Source organism: Enterococcus sp. (genome assembly GCF_022711995.1).
Taxonomy (GTDB): domain Bacteria; phylum Bacillota; class Bacilli; order Lactobacillales; family Enterococcaceae; genus Enterococcus_D.
On record NZ_JALAHI010000037.1, the window covers coordinates 43,224 to 56,544 of the forward strand.

12 protein-coding genes are annotated in these 13,321 nt (G+C 42.3%); 2 read left to right on the plus strand and 10 right to left on the minus strand.

Annotation, left to right across the window (positions count from 1 at the left end):
- Window positions 1-75 precede the first annotated feature (75 nt).
- The 10 genes from Q0A12_RS03555 to Q0A12_RS03600 form a co-directional block, all read right to left on the minus strand.
- The gene (locus tag Q0A12_RS03555; RefSeq protein ID WP_291291305.1) at window positions 76-1,029 is read right to left on the minus strand and encodes an ABC transporter permease; all 954 of its coding nucleotides are present in this window, start codon (window positions 1,027-1,029) and stop codon (window positions 76-78) included.
- Complete coding sequence (locus Q0A12_RS03560; RefSeq protein WP_291291315.1) at window positions 1,029-2,180, minus strand: ABC transporter permease; 1,152 nt, start codon at window positions 2,178-2,180, stop codon at window positions 1,029-1,031. The genes Q0A12_RS03555 and Q0A12_RS03560 overlap by 1 nt, the downstream gene beginning before the upstream one ends.
- Window positions 2,173-3,741: an ABC transporter ATP-binding protein gene (locus Q0A12_RS03565; RefSeq protein WP_291291306.1), complete on the minus strand. Its 1,569-nt coding sequence runs from the start codon at window positions 3,739-3,741 to the stop codon at window positions 2,173-2,175. Before Q0A12_RS03565 ends, Q0A12_RS03560 begins: the two co-directional genes overlap by 8 nt.
- Window positions 3,742-3,995: 254 nt before the next feature.
- Complete coding sequence (locus tag Q0A12_RS03570) at window positions 3,996-5,111, minus strand: BMP family protein (RefSeq protein WP_291291307.1); 1,116 nt, start codon at window positions 5,109-5,111, stop codon at window positions 3,996-3,998.
- A 63-nt stretch (window positions 5,112-5,174) separates the two neighbouring features.
- Window positions 5,175-5,573: a cytidine deaminase gene (locus Q0A12_RS03575; protein WP_291291308.1), complete on the minus strand. Its 399-nt coding sequence runs from the start codon at window positions 5,571-5,573 to the stop codon at window positions 5,175-5,177.
- A 21-nt stretch (window positions 5,574-5,594) separates the two neighbouring features.
- Window positions 5,595-6,257 carry a deoxyribose-phosphate aldolase gene (gene deoC, locus Q0A12_RS03580; protein ID WP_291291309.1) on the minus strand — a complete coding sequence of 221 codons (663 nt, stop codon included), beginning with the start codon at window positions 6,255-6,257 and terminating at the stop codon, window positions 5,595-5,597.
- Between the two features lie 12 nt (window positions 6,258-6,269).
- Window positions 6,270-7,571, minus strand: coding sequence for a pyrimidine-nucleoside phosphorylase (locus Q0A12_RS03585; RefSeq protein ID WP_291291316.1), 1,302 nt, complete (start codon window positions 7,569-7,571; stop codon window positions 6,270-6,272).
- A 123-nt stretch (window positions 7,572-7,694) separates the two neighbouring features.
- Window positions 7,695-8,714 (minus strand): LacI family DNA-binding transcriptional regulator, encoded by a 1,020-nt coding sequence (locus Q0A12_RS03590; RefSeq protein ID WP_291291310.1) that lies wholly within the window; start codon window positions 8,712-8,714, stop codon window positions 7,695-7,697.
- Between the two features lie 243 nt (window positions 8,715-8,957).
- On the minus strand, window positions 8,958-9,560 hold the full coding sequence (locus Q0A12_RS03595; RefSeq protein WP_291291311.1) for a class I SAM-dependent methyltransferase: 603 nt from the start codon (window positions 9,558-9,560) through the stop codon (window positions 8,958-8,960).
- On the minus strand, window positions 9,517-9,822 hold the full coding sequence (locus Q0A12_RS03600; RefSeq protein WP_291291312.1) for a hypothetical protein: 306 nt from the start codon (window positions 9,820-9,822) through the stop codon (window positions 9,517-9,519). Before Q0A12_RS03600 ends, Q0A12_RS03595 begins: the two co-directional genes overlap by 44 nt.
- A 46-nt stretch (window positions 9,823-9,868) precedes the next feature.
- Here Q0A12_RS03600 and coaA point away from each other — a divergent pair, with 46 nt between their 5' ends.
- Window positions 9,869-10,792, plus strand: coding sequence for a type I pantothenate kinase (gene coaA / locus Q0A12_RS03605; protein ID WP_291291313.1), 924 nt, complete (start codon window positions 9,869-9,871; stop codon window positions 10,790-10,792).
- Window positions 10,793-10,873: 81 nt separating this feature from the next.
- Window positions 10,874-12,439 carry a glutamine-hydrolyzing GMP synthase gene (gene guaA / locus Q0A12_RS03610; RefSeq protein ID WP_291291314.1) on the plus strand — a complete coding sequence of 522 codons (1,566 nt, stop codon included), beginning with the start codon at window positions 10,874-10,876 and terminating at the stop codon, window positions 12,437-12,439.
- Window positions 12,440-13,321: the final 882 nt, after the last annotated feature.

Here is a 13,321-nt window from a genome sequence, read left to right on the forward strand (position 1 = left end):
GTCGAGCAAAAAGAAAAAGGCAGGGCACAGCAACACAAACATGTCCCATAGCCCCACCCTTTCATACAGAAAAAATTATTTAGATTTGATATAGTTCTTACCATTCGCTTTAGGTCCTGCCGCTTTTCCAAGGAACAGCACCAGAACAATAATCGTTAACGCGTATGGTGCAGCTTGCAGATAAACTGCTGGGATGGAGGAAATGATCGGTAATTGTCCACCGACGATACTGATGTTTTGTGCAAATCCGAAGAAGATTGCAGCTCCCATCGCACCTAATGGATTCCATTTACCAAAGATCATTGCTGCCATTGAGATAAACCCTTGACCAGCAATCGTTGTCACCGCAAAACGGCCAGCGATTGATTGGGCAAACAATGCCCCACCCATTCCGCCTAAGAAACCAGAGATCAACACGCCAGAGTAGCGCATCACATAAACATTGATACCTAATGTATCAGCGGCTTGTGGATGTTCACCGACAGAACGCAGCCGTAAGCCAAAACGTGTTTTAAAGATGACAAACCAAGCAATGACAGAAATCAAGATTGCAAAGTAAGCAGGTAAAAACGTTTGATTAAAGAAGATTGGACCAATCACAGGAATATCCCGCAACACTGGAAAATTGAAATAGCCTAATGTTTGTTGAATGTTGTCTGTTTGCCCTTTGTTATAGATAGCTTTAACTAAGAAGACAGCCAGCGCTGGTGCCATCAAATTCATTACGGTACCACTGATAATGTGATCGGCTCTGAAGTTAATGGTAGCTACAGCATGCAGCAGTGAGAAAAGCATCCCGACAAGACCGCCGACTAACATCCCTAACCAAGGTGTCCACGCACCAAATTGTGACGCAAATTCAATATTGAAAACGATCGAACTGAAGGCTCCCATCACCATGATTCCTTCAAGACCTACGTTAACGATCCCGCTTCGCTCTGAGAAAACGCCGCCCAGTGCCGTCAGGATCAATGGCGCAGCATAAATCAACGTTTGTGTAACGATCGAAGAAATTAAACTGATATTCATTAGATGGTTCCTCCTTCCTGATCTTGGTTATTCGGCTTCGCTTCAATTTCTTGGACAACAGCAACTTCTTTTTTACCGTCAAAAATTTTAGCTAATACAAAACGAATCACGTAGCTGATTGCAACGAAGAAGATGATGATCGCGATGTCAACGTCAACAAGTTCTGAAGGAATCCCGGCAAACTGCATTCCTTGTCCGCCCAGTTTAAGAACACTGAACAACAATGCAGAAAGCAAAATTCCGATCGATGAGCCGCTACCTAATAACGAAACCGCCATCCCATCAAAACCAATGCTCAATGATGAACCTTGAACAAAGAAGTTTTCAAATGTTCCTAAACCTTGAACGACGCCACCTAATCCGGCTAATGTTCCAGAGATGATCATTGAAATAATGATGGTCCGTTTACTGCTCATCCCTGCATATTCAGATGCCGTTGGGTTCAGTCCAACTGCTCGAATCTCATAACCCAAAGTTGTTTTCTTCATCATGAACCAAATCAACACGAGGAAGATCAGTGCCATGAAAATCCCGATATTTAATCGAGAATTATTGGTTAGATTTGCTAAGAAAGGCGTTTGCAAAGAGGCATTATCGCCTACCATTTTTGTTACACCTTTCGTTGAAATCATTGACTCATTCATCACATTATTGACGATATGATTCCCTGTATACAGTAAAATGTAGTTCATCATAATGGTTACGATCACTTCACTTGTACCGAAAAAGGCACGGAGGATACCTGGTATTGCCGCTGCGATCGCGCCACATGCCGCTCCTACCAAAATCGCAACAGGCAACACGATGATTCGTGGTGCATCAGGCATGGACAGTGCCACCCAGATACTTGATACCCAGCCCGCTAACGCTTGACCAGAAAGCCCAATATTAAAGAATCCTGCAGAGTTTGCGACTGCAAAGCCCAGTGCTGTAAAAATCAGCGGAGCCGCGGTCACGAAAATCTCTCCAATATTTCGTGCATTCAATCCACCGCTTTGTCCATTGACAAATACGGTACGGAACATTTGTTGATAGCCATGAATTGGACTATAGCCAAATGCTGCCATGATAATGCCCCCAAGGACAAATCCAAGAATGACAGCGATGATTGGCACAAGCAGGTTCCGAATTTTTTCTTTGCGGTTATTCAACTGAACCACCTACTTCCTCCATTTGTAACTCACGCCGCGCTTCTTCTAAGGAGTAGCCCGCCATCAATAATCCGAGTTCTTTTTCCGAAGTTTCTTTCGGATCAACAACACCGACGATTTCACCAGCATGGATAACGGCGATTCGGTCTGACACATTCAAAATTTCATCTAATTCAAAGCTGACCAATAAAACAGCTTTAAACTTATCCCGCTGTTCGATCAACCGTTTATGGATAAACTCAATTGCTCCGACGTCTAAGCCCCGAGTAGGATTAGCAACGATCAATAGATCCGGATCACGACTAATTTCCCGAGCAATGATTGCTTTTTGCTGATTCCCCCCTGAAAGAGCACGGGCTGGCACGATTTCATTCACTGTACGGACATCAAACTCTTGAATCAACTCACGAGCAAATTCATTCATTTCCCCGTAGTCCAGCACACCATAATTGCTCAATGGTTTTTGATAATAGGTTTGTAAAGCAATATTTTCTGAAAGCATCATATCCAGGACCAACCCATATTTGTGGCGGTCCTCCGGCACATGCCCGACACCGGATTCTGTTACTTTACGAGGTTTGAAGTTCGTGATGTCGTCGCCATTTAATAAGACTTTTCCACTTTCTGCTTTTCGTAATCCAGTGATTGCTTGCAACAGCTCTGACTGGCCATTGCCATCGATTCCGGCGATCCCTAAGACTTCCCCGGCTCTCACTTCTAAACTTAAGCCTTTGACTGCATCTAACCCACGATTTTCTTTCACGACTAAGTTTTCGATCGAAAGAACGACTTCTTTTGGATCAGCAGGTTTTTTCGGTGTTTTGAAGGAAACAGAACGACCGACCATCATGTCTGCCAATTGCTGTGACGTGACGTCTTTGACGTTGACTGTACCGATTCCTTTGCCTCGGCGAATAACTGTACAACGGTCCGCCACCGCTTTGATCTCATCCAATTTATGGGTGATCAAAATGATCGATTTTCCTTCCCGAACCAGCCCTCTCATGATTACGATCAATTCTTCGATCTCTTGAGGCGTCAACACGGCAGTTGGTTCATCAAAAATCAATACATCCGCTCCCCGATAGAGGGTTTTTAGAATTTCCACACGCTGTTCCATCCCGACTGAGATGTCGCGAACATATGCATCTGGATCAACCGATAGGCCATATTGTTCAGAAACCCGTTGGATCTCTTTGCGGGCTTTTTTGCGGTCCAAAATCCCCAGCTTGTTCGGTTCACTTCCTAAAATGATATTTTCTGTGACAGTAAACGCATCAACCAGCATGAAATGCTGATGGACCATGCCAATCCCAAGTTTATTGGCTGCTGTAGGACTAGTGACATTCACTTTTTCCCCATTCATCAAGATATCGCCTGATGTCGGTTCTAACAAACCTGACAGCATATTCATCAAGGTCGACTTGCCAGCTCCATTTTCCCCAAGCAATGCGTGGATTTCTCCCGGCCTTACTTGTAAGTTGACATCGTCATTGGCTTTGAAGGTTCCAAACTCTTTGGTGATATGACGCATTTCTACAACATATTTTTCTTCAGCCAAGTTTCTCACATCCTTACTTTCTAATTCGCTCTCACACACAGTGACACAACAATTTTGATCAAAAATAAATGCTATTGCTTAGGATGTTTACTATCCTCATGAAAACCGTCTAGCTTTCATCAAGATATTAAGCAACAAAGCAATGGTGACAAGATGAGTCTCTGAACGATAGCCAACTGCCTACTATCGTTCAGACCCTCATAGTTGTTTATCTTGTTTTCATTTAGACCATTGTCTAAATAATAGATGGTTGATTAAGGTTTTTCTGGCACTTCTACTTTGCCATCGATCACATCTTGTTTTGCTGTTTCGATTGCTGCTTTTGCATCATCTGACAAGTAACCTTCAGTGATATCCACACCGCCGTCTTTCAAACCATAGACAATGTGTTCTCCGCCAGGGAATTTATCTTCCAATGCACGAGTTGAGATATCTTGCACGGCTGCCCCTACACCTTTAAGTGTTGAAGCCAATGTGAAGTTGTCTTCCTTGCCGTCTTTTGTTTTGTATGCACCTTCGTCTTGTTGATCGCTATCTACACCGATAACCCAAACTTTTTTGTCAGCAAGATCTGCTTCGTTCAATTGTTCATTGATTGCTTTTGCTTCTTGGAAGACACCAGCACCTGTACCACCTGAAGCATGGAAGATTACGTCAACGCCACCTTGGTACATTGAAGCTGCTAATGCTTTTCCTTTGGCAGGGTCACCAAATGATGCGGCATATTGAGGGTCAACTTTGATATCTTTGCCTAATGCTTTAGCTGCATCTTCTACCCCTTTGATAAAACCAGCTTCAAAACGGTCGATTACGACCCCTTCTTCACCGCCGATGAAACCAACTTTGTTCGTTTTTGTTGTGTAAGCTGCTGCAAAACCAGCTAAATAAGCGGCTTCGTTGTCTTTAAATGTTGCAGATACAACATTGTCTTTACCTTCGATGACATCATCAATGATCCCAAATTGTGTATCAGGATTTTGTGCTGCTGCTTCTTCAATTGAATCTTTCAATAGGTAGCCGACACCAAAAATCGTTTTGAATCCATTTTGGACAGCACCATTCACATTTGTTGTATATTCTGAGGCTTCATTTGATTGAATATAGTCATATCCGCCAACGCCACGAGCGATGTCATGTTGTTTTCCCCAAGCTTGCAACCCTTCCCAAGCTGATTGGTTGAATGAACGGTCATCTACACCACCAATATCCGTAACGATTGCAACGCTGTGTGCTGCATCTGTTTTGCCGTCTGCAGAACCGCCGCCTGTTGAATCAGTCGAACCTGACTTTCCTCCATTCCCACATGCGCCAAGTAGTGTCAACCCAGCTACTGCAACAATACCTAAACTAAATAATTTTGCTTTTTTCATTGCTGTAAAGCCCCCTATAAAATAGTTTTTTTTCAACAGCCGCTTTGACTGAATGAACGTGGTTTATAGATCTTTGTTCGTAAAATAATATGGCAATAGCCCTTCGACAGTTGTCTCTTTGATCACACCATCATCTCCTACCAAAGTGACTGGCATATCCGGCTGACAGAACTCCACCATTACTTGGCGGCAAGCGCCGCAAGGTGAAATTGGATCGGGTGTATGACCTGCAACAACCAAGTGCTGAAAGTCCTTTTCGCCTTCTGAAACAGCTTTGAAAAATGCCGTTCGTTCCGCACAATTCGTTAAGCCAAACGAAGCATTTTCAATATTGATCCCTTGATAGATGGTTCCTTCTTTGGTGACCAAACAGGCGCCAACAGGGAATTTAGAATAAGGCACATAGGCTTTATCTAATGCGGCAACCGCCGTTTCGATCCACTCTTTTTTTGCTTTTGTCATGATGAACCTCGCTTTATGAAATTAGTAACCGGCACCCGTTGATCCAGTGACGATTGCGACGCTTGCACTGGTTCCTAAACGATTCGCTCCTGCTTCGACCATTGCCACCGCTTCTGCTTCGCTATGGATCCCGCCAGATGCTTTCACACCCATTTCAGGTCCCACTGTTTCACGCATCAATTTGACATCAGCTGCCACTGCGCCACCGGTAGAAAAACCAGTCGATGTTTTGACGAAATCAGCCCCTGCTGCTTTGGCTAATTCACAAGCTTTGACAATTTCCTCGTTATCTAGAAGTGCTGTCTCAATGATTACTTTTACTAATGCTTTATCTTTAGCTGCTTCAACAACCGCTTCGATGTCTGCTTGAACTTTTTTGTATTGTTTTGATTTTAGTGCCCCAATGTTGATGACCATATCCACTTCATCAGCACCATTCTTGATAGCATCAGTTGTTTCATAAGCTTTAACTTCTGAGGTATTGGCGCCTAAAGGAAAGCCGATGACTGTACAAACTGCTGTTGGCTCACCTTTTAACTCTTCTGCTGCCAAAGCTACCCATGTAGGGTTGATGCAGACGGAGTAAAAGTGATAGGTTTTTGCCTCTTCAATAATGCGTAAAACATCTTCTTTGGTTGCATCTGCTTTTAAAATAGTATGGTCGATCATGCGATTCAATTCCATTTTATTCGCTCCTTATTCTGTAATGATTTCATGGATCAACGGTGGTTCACCGCCGCTTTCTCCGATTTCAATGTTTTGATTGATCAATTCGATAACCTCATCGATCGCTTCTGTGTTGCTGTAGATCGTCAACAATGCTTCGCCTGCCTGAACCGATTCCCCCACTTTTTTATGGAGTTTGATTCCGACTGCGTGATCAATATCTTCTTCTTTGGTCTTGCGGCCAGCACCTAACATCATGGCTGCGATGCCCAATTCATTCGCAACGATCTTCGTTATAACACCAGACTCTTTTGCTGGTATTGCTCGTTGGTATTTGGCTGTTAAAATTTGGCTTGGATCGTCGATCACAGAATCATCGCCACCTTGGTTGCGAATCATCTCACGGAATTTAGCCAGTGCTTTACCGGAATGTAGTGCCTCTGCCAACATTTCCCGCGCTTCTTCCAACGTGTCTGCTTTTTTGGCTAAAACCACCATTTGGCTGCCTAATGCATAACACATTTCTTCTAAATCAGCCGGTCCATTTCCCTGCAATGTTTCGATTGCTTCTACGACCTCTAAACTATTTCCAATCGCTTCACCTAGCGGCTGAGACATATCCGAAATAACCGCCATTGTTTGTCGATTAGCCAATTTGCCAATCCGAACCATCGTTTGTGCCAAACGCTTGGCATCTTCGATTTTTTTCATAAATGCGCCATCGCCTGTTGTCACATCTAGCACAATCGCATCCGCACCGGCTGCAATTTTCTTACTCATGATCGAGCTAGCGATCAACGGAATCGAACTGACGGTTGCTGTGACATCCCGCAACGCATACAATTTTTTGTCTGCTGGAGCTAAGTCCCCCGACTGTCCAATAACAGCTACTTTGCTTTCGTTCACGAGACGAATAAATTCTTCTTCTGCGATTTCAATCTGAAATCCAGGAATGGATTCTAATTTATCCAGCGTACCGCCTGTATAACCAAGCCCACGACCAGACATCTTGGCAACCGGCACACCAACACTCGCTACCAATGGGGCTAAGATCAATGTCGTGGTATCTCCCACGCCACCTGTTGAATGTTTGTCTACTTTAATGCCTTCGATTGAAGAAAGGTCAATCACTTCTCCAGAATTCGCCATAGCTAAAGTCAGATTGGTGATCTCTTCATCAGACATATCCACATAAAAAATAGCCATCAACAAAGCACTCATTTGGTAATCTGGGATACTTCCTTCAGTATACGCAGTTACAATGTAGTCGATCTCTTCCTTTGTCAATGACTTGCCGTCACGTTTCTTTTCAATTAAATCCACCATTCGCATCAAAATGTTCCTCGCTTCCTCTGACATTATACAATATTTTTTTTATAGGTAAACCACTTTAGTAAAACAGTTTACTAGATAGATCGAAACAATGAAAACACTTACAATTGGAAATATACCGCACTATTTCTCAATTGTCAATGCCTTCACACTCTCACGAAGAATTAATTTTGTATCAAAAATCTTATTTGGAATTCGTCGAGAAGGAAACTCGATGGCGTCTACCAAAAATTTTGCTGCGGTAAATCCAATCTCAAAAGTTGGTTGCATGACAGTCGTCAACGGTGGTGTAATATACTCCGTTAATTTCAAAGCATCAAAGCCAATAACAGAAATGTCTTCAGGTACCTTTTTGCCTGCTTCATAAATTGCTTGATAACAGCCGATAGCCATCGCATCATTGCCGCAAAAAATTGCCGTCAACTCACGGAAATTCAATAATTTTTTGCAAGCTTCGTAGCCGCCAGTTACCGTCAATTCAGCCGTTTCTACGTAACGCCCTTTAAAAGGGATTTGATGATCTTTCAAGGCATGACGGTACCCATTGAACCGTTCTTCCAATTGGTAGTATCCGGTACTTTCTTTTAGCATGCCGATATTTTGATGCCCATTATCGATCAAATAGCTAACAGCCTGATACGCCCCTTCATATTCTTTCACGATCAAACGTCCATTATCTCTTTGATTGATTCCCCGATCGACTAAAATAATTGGTCGGTCATCAAAAAAACCGCTCTTCAATGAGTATTCCTCAGGCAATTGATGCGGTGTCGCTAATAGAATCCCATCTACTGAACGATGCGACAATTCTTTCAAGTATTGAATCTCTTTCTCCTGACTATGACGGGAATTGCAGAGTACCAACATATAGCCCAATGGATTGAAATAGCTCTCTGCCCCTTCAATGACTTTTGAAAAGAAAAAATCGGTAACATCTGGAACGATCATGCCGATGGTTTTTGAATGACGATTAATTAGATTCGAAGCAAAAAAATCTGGCTTGTAATGGTGTTTATTGACAATGTCTAGTACCCGTTTGCGGGTTTCCTCACTAAAGCGACTGCCTTTGTTGTTCAAAATTTGCGAAACCGTGGTGACAGACACCCCTGCCATTTCAGCAATCTGCTTGATTGTCAGCTTCATTTACTTCTCACCTCTTTCTTGCCTAAAGTGTAGCAAATTTTTCCTCAAAAAAATAGCACTCCTTGCTTTCTTCCTAAATTTTCTTTTTTCCGGGATAAAAAAACATCAATGTGTCCATCCAAAATCAATAAACCAAGAAAAATGAGACAACAAAAAAAGACCAACGATTTTTGATAACATCTACCAACTCCTCGTGATCTTAAAAAGAATCGAAAGAAAATGCATCCTTTCACTTCTGTTTCCTCATTCTTTATAGCTTTGAATAATATAGTAGCCTTTGTCTTTCTTGATGATTTCAGCATTGCCAAAGGCTTCACGCATTTTCTTTTGAGCGCTGGGGGCGCCTTGTTTCTTCTGGATCACAATCGTCAATGTGCCGCCCGTTTTCAATAGCGGCAGAGCCCCTGTCAAAATCTCATGAACAACCTCTTTGCCTGCCCGAATAGGTGGATTGCTAAGAATTGCTGCGTATTCGCCTTGATGCAAGGTTTCGTAAATGTTCGAGGCATGAATGTCGGCATTCTCGATGCCATTTCGTTTCGCATTGCCTTGGGCAAGATCAACCGCCCGCTGGTTGATATCGATCATTTCCACTGGACGCTGGGATGCATAAGCCAATGACAACCCAATCGGTCCATAGCCACACCCCACATCCAAAATCGTTCCCTCTGGTAAACCCGCCCATTCAAAGGCATCAATCAGTACGCGAGAGCCATAATCGACGGTCTCCCTTGAAAATACCCCACTATCTGTCACAAACTGAAATTTCTTTCCTTTTAACTCAAAAGACCATTGTTCAAAATCATGTGCCGTTTCCGGATTCTCTGTATAATAATGATTTCCCATCTTTGCGCTCCTCTTTTAAATAACGATTATTCTTACTTCGTCCATTCGCTACTAAGCAATCATCCGTTGCTTCATTCTTTTCCATGATACCGAAAATAGCGCAGAAGTAAACTCCTGACAGGTATTTCCTTGATAAACTTATAAAATTTTTGTCTCTTTGCCAATGATTTTTCCTGGTTTTTTTATAAGTTCTTGTCATTTCTATGGTAAAATACTTTCGAGTAGCAACTAGAGCAAGAAAACAGCCTTTTCTAGCTGCCAAGAACCCGTCTGCTTAGATAGATCGGTTCTATATGAAGGAGTCGAACATGCAGGAAACCATGAATTTTTATCAAATTCCTCGAGAGCAATGGCAAGGCTTTTACACCAATGGCATGATGCCTTTCACTCAAGAAGAATTAGACAATATCAAGAGCTTGAATGACCGCATCTCGGTTCAAGACGTCGAAGATGTGTATGTACCATTGTGCCATTTGATCCACCTTTATATGAAAGAATTTGAATCTCTTACATTGAGCAAAGGACTTTTCTTGCATCGCTATGTAAAAATGCCGCCCTTTATCATCGGTATTGCCGGCAGTGTTGCTGTGGGCAAGAGTACCACAGCTCGTTTGGTGCAAAATCTATTGAGTCGGCTTTTTCCTCGCCGCACCGTACAACTAATTACCACCGACGGCTTCTTGTACCCTAATGAGGTCTTAGAAACACGAGGAATCTTAGATCGCAAAGGCTTCCCTGAAAGCTACAATATGGAAGCATTGATCAATTTTTTGAACGCGGTGAAATCCGGAGAACCTGAAATCAAGATTCCCGTCTATTCCCATGAGGTCTACAATATCATTCCTGACACGTTTGAAATCATCAACCAACCAGATATTTTGATCGTTGAAGGGATCAATACACTGCAGTTGCCCGCAAACCAGCAAATTTATGTCAGTGACTTCTTCGATTTTTCGATTTTTGTCGATGCTCAACCCGACTTGATTGAAAAGTGGTATTTGGAGCGCTTTGAATCCCTATTGGACACAGCGTTTCAAGATCCAAGTAATTATTACTATCAGTATGCGATCGGAGATCGCGGGGAAGCAATCAAAATGGCAAAAGAAGTATGGAAAAATGTGAATTTAAAGAATTTACACGAGTACATCTTGCCTACACGCAGCAGAGCCGATATAATTCTCCATAAAACAAAGCGCCATTCGATTGATGAAGTTTTTCTGCGTAAATATTGACTGCTTCATTATTCACCCTTATGCTGTTGAAAAGGAATCTTCCTTTTTTCAATAAAACTAAAAGAATAGAGGTAATTTATTGTGACAAACGTTGACAACATGCCAAACGTTGAAAAAATTATCGTACTCGACTACGGTAGTCAGTATAATCAGCTGATCACCCGCCGTATTCGTGAGTTCGGTGTTTTCTCAGAGTTATTGAGCCACCGCATTACTGCTGAAGAAGTAAAAGCGATGAATCCTAAAGGGATCATTCTTTCCGGCGGACCAAACAGTGTATATGATGAGAAAGCCTTTGGTATTGATGAAAAGATTTTTGATTTGGGAATCCCCGTATTAGGAATCTGTTACGGTATGCAGTTGATTACTTATAAATTAGGCGGAAAAGTCGAACCAGCTAAAAACCGTGAATACGGAAAAGCCGAATTAGAAGTTACTTCTGCCGATGCAGCTCTTTTCCAAGATACTCCGAACAAACAAACCGTTTGGATGAGTCACGGCGACCTTGTTACCCAAGCGCCAACAGGATTTGACGTCGTTGCTACCAGCAAAGACTGCCCAATCGCTTCTATCCAACATGCGGAACGCAAAATGTACGGCATTCAATTCCATGCCGAAGTTCGCCATTCTGAATACGGAAATGATTTATTGCGACACTTTGCAATGGATGTCTGCCAATGTACAGGCGACTGGACAATGGATAACTTCATCGATATGGAGATCGCTAAGATCCGCGAACAAGTCGGCGATAAGAAAGTCTTATTAGGCCTTTCCGGCGGTGTAGATTCCTCTGTCGTTGGTGTACTTTTACAAAAAGCAATTGGTGATCAATTAACCTGTATCTTCGTTGATCACGGCTTATTGCGTAAAGGTGAAGCCGAACAAGTGATGGAAAGCCTTGGTGGCAAATTCGGCTTGAACATCATCAAAGTCGACGCCAAAGAACGTTTCCTATCCAAACTAGCTGGCGTTTCTGATCCAGAACAAAAACGTAAAATCATTGGAAATGAATTCGTTTATGTCTTTGATGACGAAGCAACCAAATTAGCCGGCGAAGAAGGCGTATCATTCCTTGCACAAGGAACCCTTTATACTGATGTGATCGAATCAGGAACAGAAACAGCACAAACCATCAAATCTCACCACAATGTAGGCGGTCTGCCTGAAGACATGCAGTTCAAATTGATCGAACCATTGAACACATTGTTCAAAGACGAAGTTCGTGAACTAGGAACGCAATTAGGCATGCCTGACAGCATCGTATGGCGCCAACCATTCCCAGGACCAGGTCTAGGCATTCGTGTTCTTGGTGAATTGACTGAAGAAAAATTAGAGATCGTCCGCGACTCAGACGCCATCTTGCGAGAAGAAATCGCCAATGCTGGTTTAGACCGCGACATCTGGCAATACTTCACCGTCCTACCAGGTATTCGCTCGGTAGGTGTGATGGGCGATGGCCGTACGTATGACTACACCATTGGGATCCGTGCAGTCACTTCCATCGATGGCATGACCGCTGACTTTGCCCGCATCCCATGGGAAGTCCTGCAAAAAATCAGCGTCCGCATCGTCAACGAAGTCGCACACGTCAACCGGATCGTGTATGATATTACGAGCAAACCACCTGCAACTGTGGAGTGGGAATAAATAAAATAAAGGTCTAGATGTTGATAAATCAACATTTCTAGACCTTTTCTTCTTTTTCGGTAACCTATCCGGTAACTATTGATACCACTAAAAAATTATTCAAAATTTATAACAAAATTCAGAGAACAAAAATTTTATGATTATTTCCATTTCCATCCACCTTAGACATTTCCGTCATTATCTTTATGAACAAATGATCCATCATCTTGTCTTTCAAAAACGCCATTTTGCCAACTGTTACCATTCTCATCTGTAATTAAAACACCCACAGAATTTTCACCGTTACTTCCACCAGACGATACTCCACCATTACCACTACTGTAGTTTCCTCCAGTAGAGCCAGCATTTGAAGAATAGTTACCGCCAGAATAGCTTCCAGATCCGCCATTTGTAGCGTTAGATGATTAACCGTTATCATAATTAGTCTTGATAAGGGGTTAATATGTCTATTAGAAAAAATATTGCATTACTTAATAATATTCAAAACAGCATAGCTCTAAAACAGTCCTACGAAAATCTATCTCTCTTAATAGGTTTTGGAAGCATTCAAAACAGCATAGCTCTAAAACATTGAGTTTCGACCTCTGAATCATAATCGAGTTTTGGAAGCATTCAAAACAGCATAGCTCTAAAACTATCCGGAAGATCTAATAATCGCTCCACCTGTTTTGGAAGCATTCAAAACAGCATAGCTCTAAAACCCAACTAGGGGATTTTCTATCTCCAAATAATGTTTTGGAAGCATACAAAACAGCATCTCTCTAAAACTCTAGAACTTGATATTATTATTCAATATCTGTTTTGGAAGCATTCAAAACAGCATATCTCTAAAACTACTTAATTTCACAATCTCCATTTTTTCATGTTTTGGAAGCATTCAAA